The following is a 17,652-nucleotide window of genomic DNA, read 5'->3' on the forward strand; positions in this document are numbered from 1 at the left end:
GAAAAGTGGGTACTAGTCCGATCGCCGTCATCGCTGCAATGTTGAGAAGGATATGCCGGTTCATTGTGACTCCTCCATTAGCTTGATCACCTCCACGCGCAAATCCGCGCGGTATGGATGGTGGAAAATCAGCGGCAAGATGGTTTGCTGAGATGGCGGTGCGCGCTTACGGCAGTGTCCCTGCCCATTCGCCCCAAACAGAATTTCGGCGCGGTCCGTCTCCAGCGCAGCCGCTTACAATCTACTCTATCTTGCGACCGTGAGAGAGAGCTTTTGTTGACGCAGGCCAAGCGAACGACAATGTCGGGTTCGGATCATTTTCGACCGTTTCAGCGAACTCGCGGATTATGACTGGGCCGCGATCGGTCGGGATTCACAAATCGACAACGACATCACCAAGCGGCCGTGAGCAGCAAACCAGAACGTTGCCGTCGGCAGGCTGATCGAGTGGCTCCGGTCCATAGGCGACCGCGCCCGAAACCAAACCGCTTTCACAGTTATGACAAACACCGGTCCGACACGACCAACGAACCGGCACATCGCACGCCTCGGCCAGCTCCAAAATGCTCTGATAGGCTGACGCTTTCCAGTGTGCGGCGACGCCGCTTCGCGCGAACGATACCAGCGGACCGGTGTTGGCATCGTCTCCCGGCGGATGAGGCGCTCGCGTTGCTGCGCCGACGATACCGGGAGTCATCGACTCGCTGCCGTTGAAAATTTCGACATGAACCCGCTCCCGCGGCACGCCAAATGCCGCGAGCGCGGCTTTCATGTCCGCCATGAAGCGGGTCGGCCCACAGAGATAGACATCCGCCTCTCGCGGGATGCCGACCTCGTCGAAGACCGATTGCGACAGATGACCGGTCGCGTCGAAGTCCTCGCCGATCTTATCGCCCGAGCCCGGCCTGCTATAGCAAACATAGCTGCGGCCGCGGGTGAGCCCGAGCATGAGGCGGCGTACCTCGGCGGCAAATGGATGATGCTGCCGGTCGCGAGCCGTATGCAGCCACAAGACCTGCCGTGTCGAGCAGGCCTCGGCCAGCGCCTGCAGCATCGCCAGGACAGGCGTCGCTCCGATTCCCGCGCTGAGCAGCACCACCGGCCGCTCCCCGAACTGCAGAATGAAGCTTCCACGCGGCGAGCTGACGTCGAGAACATCGCCCACCTGGAGATGCTCCCGCAGGTAGGTTCCGGCCGTCCCATTTGGCTCGATCTTCACGCTGATCCGATAGCGCTCCGTCGAGGGGGGACCCGAGAGGGAGTAGCTGCGAAACAGCGGCGGGCCGCCGCCGGTCGGTCGAAGACGCAAGACTATGTACTGACCTGGCAAAGACGGCCGCAACGGCTGACCATCCGGATCCTGCATCGACAGGGAGAGGACGTCCGCGGGCTCCTGATCAATCGCCGCGACCACGAGCGGCTGAAATCCCGGTGCAACCGGGTGCGCGGCTGCTGTCGGCGCGAGCCCCGCGTTGCCACTCCCCGCGGCAGTCGTTTGGCTCTGCAGCAACGCCTCAAACGACGAGCGCCATCCAGGCGAAAGCGCCTCGATCCGCAAGGCGCGCTCCAATCGGTCACGCGGATGATTGGGCGAATAGAGAAGCGCGTTGATCTCTGCGACGGTCATTCGCTCATTCGCCTCTCCGACCTTTACGATTTCATCGCCGGCGCCCACCTCGCCTTCCCTTAGGACGCGGAAGTAGAACCCCGGCCGTCCGCTGGATGTCAGCAATGCCGGCATCCGTGGCTCGTTCATCCGAATGCCAACGCGATAACAGGTCACGCGAGGCTGAGTGACCTCGAACAGCGCAGTGCCGATTTGATAATGGTCGCCGATGCACACGGCATCATCGGACAATCCTTCGATCGTGAAATTTTCGCCGAACTGTCCGTGGACGAAGTCGGTCCTGTTTAGCTGATCCTGCCAATGACGATACGATTCGATCTGGTAGACGAAGACGGCTCGCTGCTCACCTCCGTGGCCGCCCAGGTCCCCTTGACCGTCTCCGTCGAGATTCAGCCGCCCTGCCCGACAGCGGCCACGCACCGGACTTTTCCAGATCCCGGTGTGTACAGTGCGCCCCTTCCACTCGATATCGCGCGGAAGCCCGACGTTGACCGACAGTAATCGCGCCATGTCCCGCTCCGCTTTGATGGGGACCGGAAGTTTTCCTAGCCACTCGCAGCCGCTGGGGGACCGCCATCGGATGACCACTCATGCCCGTTTGCAGGGCGGTCCACCTCGGCGACGTCGAGGTTGCGATCGGGACCATGCGGGACCACCGTCTGACCAGGCTCAAGATGGAGCTGAGTGCCATCGAGAAGGACCGTGACGATATCAGGTTCGAACGACACCAGGTTGGAGATGCGGCGCACCTCGGGATAGGCATCAGGATAGGACCAGGCCGCCTGGCGTGCGTCACCGATACTGTAGTAGCTGCACAGTCCTTTGTACGGGCAGAAGGTCTGGAGTTTCACGGGAGTGAGGGCCGACTCATCGATGTCAGCGCGTGGAACGTACCAGCGCGGCGCGAAGCCGGACTCGTAGAGGACCAACGGCCGCTTGGTGTCGGCGATGATCCGATCACCATGGCGGACCACGAGGCTACGAGACGCCTGGCGAATGTCGATGCGGTGGTAGGGGTCAGCGGCATGGCCCAGGATTCGCTCGTCTTCTTCGTAGAAAGCATCCATGGCACGCCAGGCGAACGCGACGCGTGCCTGCAATGCGCTGGCATGGGCGGGCAGACCGGTGTGCTGCCACGCCCCGCGCGGCGCGATGTGTTGCTCGTCCGCCCGGACGCTGTACCAGGACGTGAGTCCGAGATCGGGGTGCTGCGTAGTATGCTCGGTGCGTTCCAGGACGTGTGGAGAAACATCGGTCTCCGGGAAGTAGGCTACCGGATAACGCCCTGGTTCGAAGAGCAGGAGGACATGCTCGCTATCGGCGATCCAGATTTCCCCGAAACGCACGCGCATGCGCCGGCGCAAACGCTCTACGTATAACAATCGCTTGGGCAGCGGTTCGGGCACGAGGAACCGGCCAAATGCTCCCGTTGAGAGCGGGCCTTGTTGCCAGGACAGTCCCACTGCTCTCTCCCTCTAGGTTGATGATCGAGGCCGGCAGACGTCCGGAAGTATATCTACCCTGGAACGGAGACCAGCAGCAAGCTTCCATGAGCCTCCTGCCGATCAAGGCGACGCCTCGCTGTCGATCTTGAGCATCGCCTTCATGTTGGGATGGAAGCGGCAGTAGTAGTCGACGGTGCCCGCTTTCTTCAGGACGTAAGTCACGGTCTTCTTCGGCGGTATCATCACGTCGAAATCGCCGTTCTTGGCGGTCGCGGTGTGCGCGACCACGTCCTTATTCACCCATTCGATGGTATCGCCGGCCTTGGCCGTAGCCTCGGCCGGCGAGACCACCAGATTTTCCATCACGATCGTGATCGTCGCCGCATGCGCCGGGACCGCCATCGCCGCAAGGGAAAGCACGCCGGCAATCAGACGAAGGCGTCCGGGCTGCATGGGGAGCCCCTCTCCTTCAAGGTTACTTCAGCTCTGCGGCGACATGCTCGGCATGCTGCTCGTGGCCTTGAAAGATCTTCAGGCCGGTCTGCAGCAAGCCCTTCAGTTCGGCGTTGCTGGCCGACGGGATCAACTTCGTTTCCAGCGCGCTGTCGACGGTCTTATGATAGGCGACCTCGTTGGCGATGTAGGCCTTGTCGAAGGCGGCGCCCTTGAGCTTGCCGAGCTCGGCGAGCTTGTCGGCCGCCTGCTTCGACAGCGCCTTGCTGGTGTCGTTATCCTCGGGCGTGACATTGAGTTTCTTGACGAGGTCGAGCGCCTGCTTGTTCACGGCCTCATGGTCGCGCACCATGTCTTCCGCGAACGCCTTGACGTCCTTGTTGCTGGCCTTCGTCAGCGCCTGCTTGGCCGCCGCGATATCGATATTGCCGGCGGTGTATGCGATATGGGCGATCTGTGGATCGGTGAGCTTGCTTTCGGCAAGCGCTGGGCTGCTCAACAACACCACCGCGGCGATCGCCGCTCCCAATTGAGCGAACATGTCTGACCCTCCTGTGGCGCCGCGAGTTCCCGGCGGCGCATTTCGTTTGACAGGAGTTGGATGGCGATCGGCGCCCGAGGTTCCCGGAATTCTTCAGATATAGCCGAGCCGTTGCAGCACGGATTCGGTCAGGCGGTCGCAGCGGCGGCCGGCAAACGGGAACACCTCCATGATGACAGGCCCAATCTTCTTCTCGACATTGTCGCGCAGCATGGCGCGGGCGCGGTGCAGCCGCGTCTTCACCGTCTCGGGCCTCAGGTCAAGAAGTTCGGCGGTCTCCTCGACATTCATGCCCTCGACCACACGCGTGATGAAGACGAGGCGAAACGCCTCCGGCAGTTCGTCGATCGCGGCCTCGACGACTTTGTGAATTTCGCGCTGAGCCATGGATTTTTCGGGATCGTCTGCAGTGGACATCAGGGGGAACTGGATGATCTGGGCTTCCAGCGCGCCTTGCGGCAGTGACGAAATCTCGACGCCGGGCCGCTCGCGGCGCAGCCGTCCCAGCGCCTCATTCATCGTGATCCGCGACAACCATGTTGACAGACTGGACGCGCCGCGGAAATCGGCAAGATGCGTGAAGGCCCGGACATAGGTTTCCTGGACGACGTCCTCGGCCTCGCTGTCGTTGCGCAGGATGCCGCGCGCCAGCCGGTAGAGCCTGCGGTTGTTGGCCTTGATGATGGCGCGAACGGCAGCCTCTTCGCGAGCCAAAGCGCGCTTGACAAGCTCGGCGTCGCCGGCCGCAGCCGGCGCAATCTTGGGTGTGGTGGCCCCTTGCATGGCGTCCTCGTCCTTATTCCAGCGGATACCGGAATTAGATGCGGTCGAGGCGAAGAGGTTCCCGGAAATCGTCCGCGCCCTACCCTTTGCCGCCGCGCGATTTCACTTCCTTGGCGTAGATGTCGTCCTTGAAACCGACCAGGAGTTTGCCGCCGAGGTCGAGCACCGGCCGCTTGATCATCGACGGCTGCGCCGTCATCAGCGCCAGGGCCTTGCGCTCGTTCAGGCCTTCCTTGTCGGCATCAGGCAATTTCTTGAACGTAGTGCCGGCCCGGTTGAGCAGCGTTTCCCAGCCGACCTCGTCGCGCCATTGCTTCAGCTTGTCCTTGGCGATGCCGGCCGTCTTGTAGTCGTGGAAATCATAGGCGACGCCATGGCCGTCGAGCCAGGCGCGCGCCTTCTTCATGGTGTCGCAGTTCTTGATGCCGTAGATGGTGATGCTCAAAGCCGTTCCTCGCGTGCGTTGCCACGCGAAAGTAGCTTCGCAACGGCTGTTGCGCCAGATTGGGCACCACGCCTCCTGTGAATTCCCCCGGAGTTCTCAGCGTCCGTAGCGCGTGAAGACGAAATCGTGATCTTTCGCGTGAGCTTCATGGCAGGCGAAGCAGGTCCGGTGCTGAGCCTCGTCCACGGGCTTGCCATCGACGAACCGGCCAAAACCCCAGCCGCCGGTGGAGGCGTATCTGGCGGAATCCTTGACCATGACCTGGACGGTGGTGGGCGAGCCCGTGATGAAGGCGCCGTCGAGGCCTTCGACCGGGACATGCTTCCAGGCGAGCTTGACGAAGACGGTTCCGTCCGGAAACGGCAGCGCGCGGCCCTGACTGGCCTTGACCGCGGTGGGGTTGCCGAGGACGGCCCGGAGTTCATCGAGGCCAACCTCCTGCCCGACAGCGATCAGCTTCCAGTCGCGATAGCCATCGGGAATCCTGACGCCGAAGATCGGCGACGCCCCATCATCGGCAAGGCTCGCGGCGAAGGGCGCTGCCGTCGCGGCGCAGGTCACCATGAGGGCAGCCAAGGCCCATTTCAGATTCTGTCGCATATCTCGAGACCCGTGCTGCTTTTCGATCAGGCGTTATCGACATCGATGACGGCCTGCGCAAAGGCCTGCGGGGCCTCCTGCGGCAGATTGTGGCCGATGCCGCCGGTGATGAGGCGGTGCTCGTACTTGCCGGAGAATTTCTTGGCGTAGGCGCTCGGTTCCGGATGCGGCGCGCCGTTGGCGTCGCCTTCCATGGTGATGGTCGGCACCGTGATGACAGGGAATGTCGCGAGCTTCTTCTCTAGATCATCGTATTTCGCTTCGCCCTCGGCGAGGTCGAGCCGCCAGCGGTAGTTATGGATGACGATGCGGACGTGATCGGAGTTGTCGAAGGCGCTCGCACTGCGCTCGAAGGTGGCGTCGTCGAAATGCCACTTCGGCGAAGCGAGTTGCCAGATCAGCCTGGCGAAGTCGTGCCGGTACTTGTCATAGCCTTGCTGCCCGCGCTCGGTGGCGAAATAGAACTGGTACCACCATTGCAGTTCGGCCTTCGGCGGCAGCGGCATCTTGCCGGCCTCCTGGCTGCCGATCAGGTAACCGCTGACGGAGACCATCGACTTGCAGCGCTCCGGCCAGAGCGCGGCGATGATGTTGGCCGTGCGCGCGCCCCAGTCGTAGCCGGCAAGCGTCGCCTTCTCGATCTTGAGCGCATCCATCAGCGCGACGATGTCGACGGCGAGCGCGGCCGGCTGGCCGTTCCGGAACGTCGCATCGGAAAGGAAACGCGTGGGGCCGTAGCCGCGCAGGTAAGGGATGATCACGCGATAGCCGGCGGATGCCAACAGCGGAGCGACGTCGACATAGCTGTAGATGTCGTAGGGCCAGCCGTGCAGCAGGATCACCACCGGACCATCAGCGGGTCCCGCCGCGGCATAGCTGACATTGAGAAGGCCGGCGTCGATCTGCTTCAACGGTCCGAACGAGGTATTCGTGCCCGACCGTGCCGCGGGCAGCGTGGCCTTCTTGGCGCCCTGCGCATGGCTGTGCCCGATCAGGCCGAACTGGGCGGCGGCGAAGGTTCCGGCGGCTACGCCGAAGAAGCGGCGACGGCTCTGGTTGATATTCTGGGACATGGCGATCTCCATTTCGAACTGGCGACCTTTTGCCCCCTCCCGCCTATCAGCGCTTGGAGACTATCTGGATTTATCCTTCAGATGGCTTTGATTTTTGCGACAGGCGCCTTGTGCTAGGTTCGCTGCGACTCCCGTCACAGCCGGCAGGCCATAGAAATTTGCTCTATCATTTCAATAACTTCGTTCTGGATCCCGACCGCCGCGAGCTGCGCCGCGGCGACAGCCTCGTTGCCGTCGAGCCGCAGGTGTTCGATCTCCTGGAATTCCTGATCCGCTCGCGCGACCATGTTGTCAGCCGCGACGACCTGTTGGCCGCCGTCTGGCGCGGGCGCATCGTGTCGGAAGCGACGCTGAGCAGTCGGCTGAATGCCGCACGCGCGGCCATCGGCGACAATGGCGACGAGCAGCGGCTGATCCGCACGCTCCCGCGCAAGGGCATTCGTTTCGTCGGCGAGGTCCGCGAGCAAGCGGCCGATGAGAGCGCAGGGCCGCCCGTTGCCGCCTTCGAAGGCCCATCAATCGCGGTGCTGCCGTTCACCAATATGAGCGGCGATCCCGAGCAGGAGTATTTTGCCGACGGGGTTGCCGAGGACATCATCACGGCGCTGTCGCGCTGCAGCGGACTGTCCGTGATCGCGCGAAACTCCTCCTTCACCTACAAGGGCAAGGCGGTCGATATCCGCCAGGTCGGCCGCGAGCTCGGCGTCGGCTATGTGCTGGAAGGCAGCGTTCGCCGCGGCGGCGATCGGTTGCGGATCACTGGCCAGCTCATCGACGCAAGCTCGGCCGTCCATCTCTGGGCCGACCGCTTCGACGGCGATGCGAGCGAGGTGTTCGACCTGCAGGACCGCATCACCGAAAGCGTGGTGGCCGCAATCGAGCCGACGCTGCACCTTGCCGAAGCCGAGCGCCGCCGGTCTTCTCCGCCGAGCCAGCTCGACGCCTACGACCTGCTGCTGCGCGCCTACGGTCTGCGTTACGAGTTCACCACTGAGAGCATTGCGGCGGCGATCGACTGCCTCGACCAGGCGCTGGCGATCGATCACGCCTACGCGCCGGCCATGGCAGCATCCGCCTATTGCCATGCGCTGCGCCATTTCCAAGGGTGGATCGGGCCGGACGAGGACTATCGCGGCAAGGCCGTCGCGCAGGCCTGGCGCGCGGTCGAGCTGGCGCCGAACGATGCGCAGGTGTTGTGGATGGCGGCGTTCGCGATCTGGAACATGGCCGACGAAATCGAGCCGGCGCGCGAAGTGTTCAGCCGCTCGCTCGCGATCAACCCGAATTCCGCGATGGCACTGACGCTCGGCGGCTGGATCGAGGCGATGTGCGGCAACCAAGGCACCGGCCGCGCCATGATCGAGCGAGCGCAGCGGCTCAATCCCCGCGACCCGCGCGGCTGGTTCGCCTCCGGCGCGCTCGCGATCTGCGCCATCCTGGACGAGAATTTCCCCGAAGCGATCGTTTGGGCGGAGAAGGCGCTGGCGCAGAACCGCCGCTTTGCGGTGGCGCTGCGTGTTTTGACCGTAGCGCTGGTCAAGACCGGCGAGCGCGACCGCGCAGCACAGGTCGCTCGGGAGCTACTGAAGGTCGCGCCGGACTTCTCGATCGCGGGATTCCTGTCGCGAATCCCCTTCCCGGTCGAGCCGATGGCGCGGACCTATGCCGAGGCGCTGCGAGCCGCCGGCGTGCCGGAATGAGGCGTCTTCGCTGACTCCTCAAGCGCTCTTTGGTTTCTTAGAGAGGTTCAGTGCCACGGCCTCGCGAATGAGCGCCTTCAACGCCGCTTCATTGATCTTATCGCCCTCATGGATATCGATCGCACGCCTGGTGTTGCCTTCGAGGCTGGAGTTGAAGAGGCCTGAAGGGTCCTCCAACGAGGCACCCTTGGCGAAGGTCATCTTCACGACGTTCTTGTACGTCTCGCCGGTGCAGATGATTCCACCATGCGACCAGACCGGTACCCCTCTCCACTTCCACTCCTCGATCACTTCGGGGTCCGCCTGCTTGATGAGATTTCGGACCCGAGCGAGCGTCTCGCCCCGCCAATCACCGAGTTCCTCGATTCTCGCATCGATCAGTTGAGAGGGCGCGCCTACTTCCTTCGAGCCACTCTTGCTCTTGACCATGATGGTTGTCGCTTTCTCTACGGAAGTTTTGCTCGCCATTGCATTCACCCGCAGATGCTCAATCCGTCCGCCCCAGGACCTGTTCGAGATTCGCAAAGAACTGCTGCCACCCGGCGTGGGCGCCGCCGTAGGCCTGCTTCTGGTCCGGCCGGAAGCCCGATTGCTCCATGCGCAAATGGGTTCCCGTGCGCGTTGGCGTGAGCGTAAAGGTCACTACGCTCTTCAGGTTGAAGGCGGCATCGTCGTGCGCAAAATTCCAGGTGTAGGACAGCGCCTTGTTCGGCTCGATCGCGAGGACCTCGCAGTCCAGCACGCCGCCCCATTCGCCGCGAAGGTTGAAACGGTGACCTACGACGGGCTTGAAGTCGCTCTTCATGAGCCATTCCTCGATCAGGTGTGGTTGCGTAAGCGCGCGCCAGATCTTTTCCGGCGGATACGGTATCTCACGTTCGACAATGACGGAGCGCGTTTCGGTCGCAATGGTGGTCATTGGTCCATCCTTTTGAGCAGATCTTCGAGGTGGTCGAACCGGCTTTGCCAGAAGCCGGCCATTTGGCTGGTCCAGTCGATCAGCGGGGCCAAGGCGCCGAGCTGCGCGCTGTAGTGCGTCTGGCGACCTTCGTGGCGGTCGCGCACGAGTCCCGCCTGTTTCAGAACACCAAGGTGCTTCGAGACGGCCGGCTGCGAGACCCCGGCCAGAGCCGTCAGAGCCCCGACCGTCTGCTCTCCTTCGCGACACAATCGCTCGAAGATGGCCCGCCGGGTCGGATCGGCGAGCGCCCTGAAGAGCTCATCGTGTGCGTTCGGCATTTGAGATCGATAACCCGCTGGCTATTGATTGACGTATAACCGGACAGATATGTGTCAGTCAAGGGGCACGTGGAGCGGCATAATTGCTGTCAGCCTAGCCGCCAGCCATATGGAGGGCGCCTCGCACCGCTGCCTGAAATATCCCGTTGGTTATGCATCATGAATTGTCGTTATCGACCAGACGTGGCCGCGGCGTCGCCTAGGAGCCCCCGCCCGGCTCGAGCGCCTCGCCGAGTTCGAGCGGGTTTGCCATGGTCTCGTGCAGCTTTGCCTTGTCGAGCTCGCCCTCTGAAAGACTGATGACGACGCAGGCGACGCCGTTGCCGATCAGGTTGGTCAGCGCGCGGCATTCGCTCATGAACTTGTCGATGCCGACGAGGATGGCGAGCGACTGAATCGGGATGTCAGGCACGATGGACAACGTTGCGGCCAGCGTGATGAAGCCGGCCCCGGTGACGCCGGACGCCCCCTTCGAGGTGATCATGGCGATGCCCAGAATGCCGAGTTCCTGCCAGATCGTCAGAGGCGTGTTGGTCGCCTGTGCCAGGAACAGCGTGGCCAGCGTCATGTAGATGTTGGTGCCGTCGAGATTGAAGCTGTAGCCGGTCGGGATGACGAGGCCGACCACCGAGCGCGAGGCGCCGAGATGCTCCATCTTCTGGATCATCTGCGGCAGCACCGTCTCCGACGACGAGGTGCCGAGCACGATCAACAATTCGTCCTTGATGTAGCCGATGAAGCGGATGATCGAGAATCCCGAGAGCCGCGCGATCGAGCCAAGCACGATCAGGACGAACAGCGCGCTGGTCAAATAGAAGGTGCCGATCAGAGCCACGAGATTCCATAGCGAACCCAGCCCGTAAGCGCCGACGGTGAACGCCATCGCACCGAAGGCGCCGAGCGGCGCGACACGCACGATGATGCGGATCACGCCAAAGAACACTTTGGCCGCCTGGTCGATCGCATATGCAATCGGCTCGCCCGCCTTGCCCATGAAGGCGATGGCAAAGCCTGATAGAATCGAGATCAAGAGCACCTGCAGAAGGTCGCCGCGCGCCAGTGCGCCGAAGAAGCTGTCGGGGATGATCGCCATCAAATGGGCGATGATCCCCTCCTCTTTCGCCTTGGTCACGTAGGTCGCGACCGAACTGGGATCGATTGACGTCGGATCGATGTTGAAGCCCCGCCCCGGCTGCAGCGTCCTGCCGACGATCAGGCCGACCGCCAGCGCCACCGTCGACACGACCTCAAAATAGATCAGCGCCTTCAGGCCGACGCGGCCGACGCGCTTGAGGTCGCCCATCGAGGAGATGCCGTGTACGACAGTGCAGAAGATCACCGGCGCGATCATCATCTTGATCAGCGCGATGAAGCCGTCGCCGAGCGGCTTCATCTCCTTGCCGAGACCGGGATAGAAATGGCCGAGCAGGATGCCAAGCGCGATCGCGATCAGGACCTGGATGTAGAGGACCTTGTACCAGGGGTGGTGATGGGCGGCGGGGCGGATCGCTTCTGCTGTCATGGAGGCTCCGCGGATGGAGGGATCAGGATGGCGCCATCATGGAATGAGGTAGCGCCGCGAACAATGCACGTTCCCGTTCATGGTGCTTTGCGGAATAGTCGACCCTAACGCCGCAACCGTAGCACGTTGCGCGAACATAATCTTTCGAGAAAACCCGACCCTCATCCTGAGGAGCTTGCATAGCAAGCGTCTCGAAGGAATGTGGCCCCGCCTGTGGCCTCGGCCTTCGAGACGGCCGCGGAGCGGCCTCCTCAGGCCGAGGGGAAATATCTGAGTGCGCCGCTCCCTGAGGCCGCGACATCGACCGCACAGACATCCGCGCGCCCTTGTCGTGCTCACGCTGGGTGAGGAAACCAAAGGTCGAACGCTCGAAAGCATCTCGCATTGATCGAGAGCATCGCGGCTACGCAGGCCGCACCGACGCCCGATTGACCCTCCTCGTCACGCGTGAAATATCGTCGTGACGAGCAAAGGGAGAATCACGGCAGATGGCCGCGGACAGGCGAACCCCACGAGCCAGCACCAGCAAGACTGCCAGGTCCAGGAAAAGCCAGCCGGGCTCGCGCGACGTGCCGCGCAGCGTCGACCTCGAACGCGACGAGCGCGATCAGGAGACGTTGACCGACCGCGCCTATCGGCAACTGGAGGAACTGATCGTCACCCTCGCCTTGCCGCCTGAAACCATCCTGTCGGAACAGTCGCTGGCGGCGAAACTGGGCATCGGCCGCACCCCGATCCGCGAGGCGCTGCAGCGTCTGGCCCGCGACGGCCTCGTCGTCATCCTGCCGCGACGGGGCATCCTGGTGTCGCAGATCAACCTCAGGACACAGATGCGCCTGCTCGAAGTGCGCCGCGAGCTCGAGCGGCTGATGGCGCGCGGCGCGGCCGAGCGCGCGACGCCGGAGGAAATCGCTCAATTTACGACCATCGCCCGGGAGATGCGCCGCGCCTCCGATGAATCCGACGACATGACCTTCATGCGGCTCGATCGCGCCTTCAACGAACTGGTCAGCCAGGCCGCGAGAAACGAGTTCGCCTCCCGCGCCATGGGCCTGATGCACGGCCTGTCCCGACGCTTCTGGTACCAGCACTATCGCGAAGTCGGCGACCTGCCGCTGTCGGCGCGCCTGCACGCCGACGTCGCCGAGCAGATCGCCGCGCGCGATCCGGAAGCCGCGGCGAAAGCGTCCGATCGCCTGCTCGACTACATCGAAAGCTTCACCCGCAAGACCATTGAGATGTGATCCAGAGCGTTTTCAAGCGAAGTGGGTACCGGTTCGCGTGAAGAAAACGCGTCAAAGAATCTAGAGCACCACGACGCTGCGGATGGCCGTACCGCGCCTCAATGCCTCGAACCCCTCGTTGACTTGTTCGAGCGAGATACGCGCGGTGATCAATTGATCCAGCTTGAGCCGGCCGTCGAGCGCGGCTTGCGCCAGCATCGGAAAGTCGCGCAGCGGCCGCGCGCCGCCATAGCTGGAGCGCCGGATGCGCTTTTCCTGCATCAGCGAACCCCATCGAAATGCGACGTCCTGCGCGACATCGACCTTGCCGAGCCAGATGACCTCGCCGCCCGGCCGCACCACCTCGCTCGTCATCCGAAACGCACGCGCGCTGCCCGCCGACTCCAGAACGACGTCGACGCCGCGGCCATCGGTCAATTGACGCGAGAGATCGATCACGTCCTCTTTGGCGGCGTTGATCGCATGCGTCGCCCCGAGCTGCTCGGCCAGATCGAGCTTGTTGTCGTCGAGATCGACGGCAATGACGACGCCCGCGCCCGCCATGCGCGCACCCTGCACCGCCGCAAGACCGACCGCGCCGCATCCGATCACCATCACGCTGTCGCCGTAATGGATCGACGCGACGTTGAGCGCGGCACCAACGCCGGTCATGACGCCGCAACCGATCAGGCAGGCTTGGTCGAAGGCAAGCTCCTTCGGCACCACGATCGCCTGCTGCGCCGGCACGATGCAGTGTTCAGCGAGGGCGCCGAGATACATCAGGTGCTTGAGCTCGCGCCCGTCGCCCAATCGGGCGCGGCTGCGTCCATCGAATTGCACCGCGAGCGGCGCCTGTCCCAGATAGGATTCGCAGAGGATCGGCAGGTCGCGATCGCAATAGAAGCAATGCCCGCAATGCGGATTCCAGGAGAGGACGACGTGGTCGCCGACCGCGATGCCACGGGCGTTCGGCCCGACCTGTTCGACGATGCCGGACGCTTCATGACCGAGCAGGATCGGCATCGGATTGCGCAGGCTGCCTTCGATCACCTCGAGATCGGTATGGCAAAGCCCCACCGCCTTGACGCGGACGAGCACGTCTTCGGCCGCGAGTTCGCCCGCCTCGACCGTCTCGATGATGAGCGGCGTTTTCGGCGCGTGCAGCACCGCCGCCTTGTATTTGAGCCCCACTTCCAGATCTCCCGTCCGCCCTGTTTCAGGATGCCGCCCGAACAGCATCCCCATCTTTCCGCAGCGCCGCGAGCGCCGCGTCGATATCGGCAGAGCTCATTTCCCACTCATTGCCGAAATTGGCAACCACCGCCTTCATGAACGGCTCGACCAGAGCCTTTGCCGCGGCGGTATCGCTCAGGTGCTCGGCAAGGATCGCCAGCGACAGTTGTCGCGGCTCTTCCCCCTCATAGCTCCATTCAAAACCGTTCGCGGTGTAGCGGTGCAGATCGAGCCTCTGATCGAGCGGCCGGCCATCCACCGTGACCACGACTCCGTCGATGGTGCGGTCTCCGCAAAACCTTTTCATGCGTGGCTCCTCCCGACACCTTAGAAATTTGAGCATGAAAAACCGGTTTCCACTTTTCCGGATCATGCTCCAGGCGTTAGCCGCCATCTTGCCGCCTTGATAGATTAGTGATATATCACACGCGAATTCGAATGTCATCCAAGTTCGACGTCGGGAGGTCGGCCATGGAACTCACATCAACCGCCATGTCGGATCGGCAGCGCCGTTACCGCGAAACCTATCGGGAGCGGGTCGCCGGCTGGTACAATGGCTGGCTGCACGTCTTCATCATCTACGTGATCGGCATCACCGCGCTCTACATCTATCTCGCCAATGTTCGCGACCTGCGCGCGTGGGAATTGCTCATCGTCCCCGTGACCTTTCTGGGCGCGAATTTCTTCGAGTGGTGGATCCACCGCTACGTGATGCACCGCCCCTCGCAGATCAAGGCGTTCCGCGCGATCTATAACCGCCACACCTTGATGCATCACCAGTTCTTCACCGATCAGGAGATGCGCTTCGCCGATCATCATGACTGGCGCGTGACCTTCTTCCCGCCTTACGCGCTCGCCACCTTCACCCTGATGTCGATCCCGCTTGCGATCGTGGCCGGCACTATCATCTCGGCCAATGTCGGATGGCTCCTGATCGCGACGACAACGTCGATGTACCTGATCTACGAGTTCATGCATTTCTGCTGCCATGTCGAGGAGAACTGGTTCGTCCGCAACGTGCCGATGGTGAATACGATCCGCCGTCACCACACCGCCCATCACGATCAATCGATCATGATGGAGCGGAACATGAACCTCACCTTCCCGATCATGGACTGGCTGCTCGGCACGTCGGATCTCGACCGCGGCCTGCTCGGTCATCTCTTCAACGGCTACGATACACGCTTCGTCAAGCGCAACATGCGCAAGACCGCGCGCACCCCGCGGATCGATCCGGCTGTAAGCTCCGTGCCGGCGGAGTGACAGCCATGGCCGGCATCGAGCCGAACGGCCTCGCGCTGGCGCTGTTCGCGGCAGGCTTCGCAGCCTGCTGCCTGAGCTTCTTCACGCTGGTCGGCATGTTTCCGCGAAGCGCAAGGCCGCAATCGATCGCGGGCGCGTCCGGCGGGGTGCTCGTGCTCGCCAATCTCGCGTTACTCATGATTCTGCTCGCGGGTGTGGCCTCGTTTGCGCACCAGACGCTGCGCTGGACCTCCGTCGTGGTGTTCGGCGGCCTGATCTTCCTGTTCATTCCCGCGGTGTTTCAGGTCATTCCGGGTGCGTGGCGCGACAGCCGCAGCGGGCTTGCCGTGCTTGGGCTTGTCAAGCTCGCAGCGCTCGCGCTGATGCTCTCCCCGCTGCAGGGATTTACCGCCTCATAGAGGAGTGTGCCGATGCCCTTCCCGATCAAGACAGCTCTATCGATCATCGTGCTGCTCGTCGCTTGTGCGGCCTATTTCTACCAGGACTCGATCGGGCAGCACGGTCCGAAGATCGCGATCATGGTGCTCGCTCCGTTCATGGTGATCGCGATGTGGATATTCCCGGAGGTTACGCGGAAGTAAGAGGGTGACGCCTCCCGTTGGTCTCTCAGTAGTTGATCTCCATCCGCAAGCCGCGAACGTCGACCTCCTCGCCGCCGAGACGCGCATTGCTGTCCCGCGCGGCCACCGCGCAGGCGCAGGCATCGATCAAATCGTCGCGTCCGATCCCGGTGCCGTAACGTTGCGCCAGCCAGCGTGAAAGTTTGACAAAGCCGCGCTCGGCCAACAGTCTCAAGCGCTGCTCGCGGCCTCGCTCCGACTTCTTGCCTTCCAGGCGGATCTGCTTGCCGAGATTTCGGAAGATCAGTTCCGGATGCGCCTCGCCGATGGTTGCCTGACGCTCTGGCGTGATGAAATCGTCGACCTCCCTGATCTTCCAGAGTTGGCAGGACACGCCCATACCCGGGCCCTCGTGATGCCAATAGTAGCGGTTCGCCGAAGCCTGGTCCGCGAACTCCCAAAGGTTGCGCCGCGCGCCGAGAAACACCGAAGCGCCGACCAATTCGCGGGCACGCAGATCGCACGTCCGGTGCCCCTTCATCGTCAGGCCGATCGGCATATCGATCATGGCGCGCTTGTGCGCAGCCGCGAGAAGCCGATCCAGGTGCGGCGAATAGTCGAAGCCGTGGTTACCCTGATCGTCGATCCAGGCCACTACCCAGCCGCCGCGAAAGCCGTCGAGACCGAGATAGCAGGACACATCCGCTCCTTGTTTGTTACGGTTACATTCTACGATGCAACTCTTGACCTTCAATACCAGCATATGCAGCTAGTGTAATTGCGAGCATCTGCAGACGATCGCCGCGGCGGGCGCGACGAAGTCGCATCGGACAACAGGAGACGGACATGCCCCTCGTTCGCATCGATCTTCGCAAGGGCAAGGACGCGGCCTTCCGGCAGGAGATTGGCCGCATCGTGTATGACGCACTCATCAGTGTGGGCGTGCCTGAGAAGGACCGGTTCCAGCTCATCAGCGAGCACGAGGCCGATGGCTTCCTGTTCGATGCCGACTATCTCGGCATCCACCGCACCAACGATCTCGTGATCATCCAGATCACCTGGAACGAGGGCCGCACCTCCGCGCAGAAGCAGGCGCTCTACAAGGCGATCGCCGACGGCCTGCACACCGCGCTCGGGCTACGCCGCGAGGACATCTTCATCAACCTCGTCGAGGTCAAGAAGGAGAACTGGTCGTTCGGCAACGGCATCGCCCAGTACGCGAGCTAACCGGGCACGTTCTCAGGGCGCTCCGCGTGCCCTTGCCATCATCCATCGACATCAGCACTATCCTCTCGCATTTCGAGAAAATGCGGAGGCGGTTCGATGGAAGAAATCGAGGCCTTTCTGGCTGTTATCGAGACCGGCAGCCAGACGGCGGCGGCGCGCCGGCTCGGCCGGTCCGTGCAGGCCGTCAATCGCTCACTGCTGGCGCTGGAGCATAGTGTCGGCGTCGAACTCATCAGGCGCACCACGCGAAAATCCTTCGCCACCGAAGCTGGCCTTGCGTTCTATCGGCGCGTCAAGCCGGCGTTCTCCGAAATCAGCGAGGCGCGCCTGGAAGCGGCGCGCCGGCGCGCCGAGCCATCGGGACTGCTCCGCGTTACCGCGCCGGTCCTGTTCGGCTCGACTTTTGTCGCGCCCGCGCTTGCGGACTTCATCGCGCGCTATCCGCGCATCAAGGCCGACCTGCAAGGATCAGACCGCCCGATCGATGTCGTCGGCGGCGGTTTCGATCTTGCGATCAGAATAAGAGACCTGCCGGACTCCTCGCTGAAAGCACGCCGTCTCGGCGAGCTTCGCACCGTCGTCTACGCCGCGCCCGGCTATCTCGATCGCCATGGCCATCCACGCCATCCCGACGACCTCGTCCGCCACCAATGCATCCTGCACGGCACAGCCGAAGCCGAGACGCAAGCGTGGCGGTTCCAGGTGCGCGGCCGTCTCA

The 17,652-nt window shown here is 62.9% G+C and carries 22 protein-coding genes; 7 read left to right on the forward strand and 15 right to left on the reverse strand.

The genetic code is table 11. From position 1 onward, the window contains the following. Window positions 1-373: 373 nt before the first annotated feature. The 8 genes from CWO89_RS24775 to CWO89_RS24810 form a co-directional block, all read right to left on the reverse strand. Complete coding sequence (locus CWO89_RS24775; RefSeq protein ID WP_130581321.1) at window positions 374-2,137, reverse strand: MOSC and FAD-binding oxidoreductase domain-containing protein; 1,764 nt, start codon at window positions 2,135-2,137, stop codon at window positions 374-376. A 35-nt stretch (window positions 2,138-2,172) separates the two neighbouring features. Continuing rightward, on the reverse strand, window positions 2,173-3,090 hold the full coding sequence (locus CWO89_RS24780) for a DUF427 domain-containing protein (RefSeq protein ID WP_130581322.1): 918 nt from the start codon (window positions 3,088-3,090) through the stop codon (window positions 2,173-2,175). Between the two features lie 102 nt (window positions 3,091-3,192). Then, on the reverse strand, window positions 3,193-3,525 hold the full coding sequence (locus CWO89_RS24785; RefSeq protein ID WP_165421324.1) for a cupredoxin domain-containing protein: 333 nt from the start codon (window positions 3,523-3,525) through the stop codon (window positions 3,193-3,195). A 22-nt stretch (window positions 3,526-3,547) separates the two neighbouring features. Beyond that, on the reverse strand, window positions 3,548-4,066 hold the full coding sequence (locus tag CWO89_RS24790; RefSeq protein ID WP_130581323.1) for a DUF4142 domain-containing protein: 519 nt from the start codon (window positions 4,064-4,066) through the stop codon (window positions 3,548-3,550). Between the two features lie 93 nt (window positions 4,067-4,159). Then, complete coding sequence (locus CWO89_RS24795) at window positions 4,160-4,849, reverse strand: RNA polymerase sigma factor (RefSeq protein WP_130581324.1); 690 nt, start codon at window positions 4,847-4,849, stop codon at window positions 4,160-4,162. A 79-nt stretch (window positions 4,850-4,928) separates the two neighbouring features. Further along, window positions 4,929-5,294: an ArsC family reductase gene (locus CWO89_RS24800; RefSeq protein WP_130581325.1), complete on the reverse strand. Its 366-nt coding sequence runs from the start codon at window positions 5,292-5,294 to the stop codon at window positions 4,929-4,931. A 96-nt stretch (window positions 5,295-5,390) separates the two neighbouring features. After that, window positions 5,391-5,894 (reverse strand): cytochrome P460 family protein, encoded by a 504-nt coding sequence (locus tag CWO89_RS24805; RefSeq protein ID WP_130581326.1) that lies wholly within the window; start codon window positions 5,892-5,894, stop codon window positions 5,391-5,393. A 26-nt stretch (window positions 5,895-5,920) separates the two neighbouring features. Continuing rightward, window positions 5,921-6,967, reverse strand: a complete 1,047-nt coding sequence (locus CWO89_RS24810; protein WP_130581327.1) for an alpha/beta fold hydrolase — start codon at window positions 6,965-6,967, stop codon at window positions 5,921-5,923. A gap of 158 nt (window positions 6,968-7,125) precedes the next feature. Here CWO89_RS24810 and CWO89_RS24815 point away from each other — a divergent pair, with 158 nt between their 5' ends. Further along, window positions 7,126-8,667 carry a winged helix-turn-helix domain-containing tetratricopeptide repeat protein gene (locus tag CWO89_RS24815; protein WP_130581328.1) on the forward strand — a complete coding sequence of 514 codons (1,542 nt, stop codon included), beginning with the start codon at window positions 7,126-7,128 and terminating at the stop codon, window positions 8,665-8,667. 18 nt (window positions 8,668-8,685) lie between these two features. On the opposite strand, the gene CWO89_RS24820 is transcribed toward CWO89_RS24815, so the two are convergent. The 4 genes from CWO89_RS24820 to CWO89_RS24835 all read right to left on the reverse strand — a co-directional run bounded on the left by CWO89_RS24820 (window position 8,686) and on the right by CWO89_RS24835 (window position 11,428). Beyond that, complete coding sequence (locus CWO89_RS24820; RefSeq protein WP_130581339.1) at window positions 8,686-9,096, reverse strand: DUF1801 domain-containing protein; 411 nt, start codon at window positions 9,094-9,096, stop codon at window positions 8,686-8,688. 58 nt (window positions 9,097-9,154) lie between these two features. Further along, window positions 9,155-9,586, reverse strand: coding sequence for an SRPBCC family protein (locus tag CWO89_RS24825; RefSeq protein WP_130581329.1), 432 nt, complete (start codon window positions 9,584-9,586; stop codon window positions 9,155-9,157). Continuing rightward, window positions 9,583-9,906 carry an ArsR/SmtB family transcription factor gene (locus CWO89_RS24830; protein ID WP_027579599.1) on the reverse strand — a complete coding sequence of 108 codons (324 nt, stop codon included), beginning with the start codon at window positions 9,904-9,906 and terminating at the stop codon, window positions 9,583-9,585. The genes CWO89_RS24825 and CWO89_RS24830 overlap by 4 nt, the downstream gene beginning before the upstream one ends. A 199-nt stretch (window positions 9,907-10,105) precedes the next feature. After that, entirely contained in the window at window positions 10,106-11,428 is a 1,323-nt protein-coding gene (locus CWO89_RS24835) for a dicarboxylate/amino acid:cation symporter (protein ID WP_130581330.1), read from the reverse strand. Window positions 11,429-11,916: 488 nt separating this feature from the next. Here CWO89_RS24835 and CWO89_RS24840 point away from each other — a divergent pair, with 488 nt between their 5' ends. Next, complete coding sequence (locus CWO89_RS24840; RefSeq protein ID WP_130581331.1) at window positions 11,917-12,672, forward strand: GntR family transcriptional regulator; 756 nt, start codon at window positions 11,917-11,919, stop codon at window positions 12,670-12,672. 60 nt (window positions 12,673-12,732) lie between these two features. Here the strand turns inward: CWO89_RS24840 and CWO89_RS24845 are convergent, their stop codons facing one another. Both CWO89_RS24845 and CWO89_RS24850 read right to left on the reverse strand, forming a co-directional pair. Continuing rightward, window positions 12,733-13,842: a Zn-dependent alcohol dehydrogenase gene (locus CWO89_RS24845; protein ID WP_130581332.1), complete on the reverse strand. Its 1,110-nt coding sequence runs from the start codon at window positions 13,840-13,842 to the stop codon at window positions 12,733-12,735. A gap of 25 nt (window positions 13,843-13,867) precedes the next feature. Further along, window positions 13,868-14,191, reverse strand: coding sequence for a DUF6166 domain-containing protein (locus CWO89_RS24850; RefSeq protein WP_130581340.1), 324 nt, complete (start codon window positions 14,189-14,191; stop codon window positions 13,868-13,870). Between the two features lie 164 nt (window positions 14,192-14,355). Here CWO89_RS24850 and CWO89_RS24855 point away from each other — a divergent pair, with 164 nt between their 5' ends. From CWO89_RS24855 to CWO89_RS46120, 3 genes are read left to right on the forward strand one after another with little or no spacing between them, the layout of a single operon-like run. Next, window positions 14,356-15,147 (forward strand): sterol desaturase family protein, encoded by a 792-nt coding sequence (locus CWO89_RS24855; protein WP_130581333.1) that lies wholly within the window; start codon window positions 14,356-14,358, stop codon window positions 15,145-15,147. A gap of 5 nt (window positions 15,148-15,152) precedes the next feature. Further along, a complete protein-coding gene (locus CWO89_RS24860) occupies window positions 15,153-15,545 on the forward strand; it encodes a hypothetical protein (RefSeq protein WP_130581334.1) in 393 nt (130 codons plus the stop codon). A 12-nt stretch (window positions 15,546-15,557) separates the two neighbouring features. Then, window positions 15,558-15,728 carry a hypothetical protein gene (locus CWO89_RS46120; protein ID WP_165421325.1) on the forward strand — a complete coding sequence of 57 codons (171 nt, stop codon included), beginning with the start codon at window positions 15,558-15,560 and terminating at the stop codon, window positions 15,726-15,728. A gap of 25 nt (window positions 15,729-15,753) precedes the next feature. Here the strand turns inward: CWO89_RS46120 and CWO89_RS24865 are convergent, their stop codons facing one another. Continuing rightward, window positions 15,754-16,407 (reverse strand): DUF429 domain-containing protein, encoded by a 654-nt coding sequence (locus CWO89_RS24865; RefSeq protein ID WP_130581335.1) that lies wholly within the window; start codon window positions 16,405-16,407, stop codon window positions 15,754-15,756. Window positions 16,408-16,553: 146 nt separating this feature from the next. Between CWO89_RS24865 and CWO89_RS24870 the strand changes: the two genes are divergently transcribed. Then, window positions 16,554-16,934, forward strand: coding sequence for a tautomerase family protein (locus CWO89_RS24870; RefSeq protein ID WP_130581336.1), 381 nt, complete (start codon window positions 16,554-16,556; stop codon window positions 16,932-16,934). Window positions 16,935-17,030: 96 nt separating this feature from the next. Next, window positions 17,031-17,652, forward strand: a 622-nt coding sequence (locus tag CWO89_RS24875; RefSeq protein ID WP_130581337.1) for a LysR family transcriptional regulator, incomplete at its 3' end; no start/stop codon positions are given.

Source organism: Bradyrhizobium sp. Leo170, assembly GCF_004296405.1.
Taxonomy (GTDB): domain Bacteria; phylum Pseudomonadota; class Alphaproteobacteria; order Rhizobiales; family Xanthobacteraceae; genus Bradyrhizobium.

Coding starts and splice junctions, on each gene's coding strand:
- CWO89_RS24775 (WP_130581321.1), bottom strand. CDS start 2,137: ATGGCGCGATTACTGTCGGTCAACGTCGGGCTTCCGCGCGATATCGAG.
- CWO89_RS24785 (WP_165421324.1), bottom strand. CDS start 3,525: ATGCAGCCCGGACGCCTTCGTCTGATTGCCGGCGTGCTTTCCCTTGCG.
- CWO89_RS24790 (WP_130581323.1), bottom strand. CDS start 4,066: ATGTTCGCTCAATTGGGAGCGGCGATCGCCGCGGTGGTGTTGTTGAGC.
- CWO89_RS24795 (WP_130581324.1), bottom strand. CDS start 4,849: ATGCAAGGGGCCACCACACCCAAGATTGCGCCGGCTGCGGCCGGCGAC.
- CWO89_RS24805 (WP_130581326.1), bottom strand. CDS start 5,894: ATGCGACAGAATCTGAAATGGGCCTTGGCTGCCCTCATGGTGACCTGC.
- CWO89_RS24810 (WP_130581327.1), bottom strand. CDS start 6,967: ATGTCCCAGAATATCAACCAGAGCCGTCGCCGCTTCTTCGGCGTAGCC.
- CWO89_RS24820 (WP_130581339.1), bottom strand. CDS start 9,096: ATGGTCAAGAGCAAGAGTGGCTCGAAGGAAGTAGGCGCGCCCTCTCAA.
- CWO89_RS24825 (WP_130581329.1), bottom strand. CDS start 9,586: ATGACCACCATTGCGACCGAAACGCGCTCCGTCATTGTCGAACGTGAG.
- CWO89_RS24830 (WP_027579599.1), bottom strand. CDS start 9,906: ATGCCGAACGCACACGATGAGCTCTTCAGGGCGCTCGCCGATCCGACC.
- CWO89_RS24835 (WP_130581330.1), bottom strand. CDS start 11,428: ATGACAGCAGAAGCGATCCGCCCCGCCGCCCATCACCACCCCTGGTAC.
- CWO89_RS24840 (WP_130581331.1), top strand. CDS start 11,917: ATGGCCGCGGACAGGCGAACCCCACGAGCCAGCACCAGCAAGACTGCC.
- CWO89_RS24850 (WP_130581340.1), bottom strand. CDS start 14,191: ATGAAAAGGTTTTGCGGAGACCGCACCATCGACGGAGTCGTGGTCACG.
- CWO89_RS24855 (WP_130581333.1), top strand. CDS start 14,356: ATGGAACTCACATCAACCGCCATGTCGGATCGGCAGCGCCGTTACCGC.
- CWO89_RS24860 (WP_130581334.1), top strand. CDS start 15,153: ATGGCCGGCATCGAGCCGAACGGCCTCGCGCTGGCGCTGTTCGCGGCA.
- CWO89_RS46120 (WP_165421325.1), top strand. CDS start 15,558: ATGCCCTTCCCGATCAAGACAGCTCTATCGATCATCGTGCTGCTCGTC.
- CWO89_RS24870 (WP_130581336.1), top strand. CDS start 16,554: ATGCCCCTCGTTCGCATCGATCTTCGCAAGGGCAAGGACGCGGCCTTC.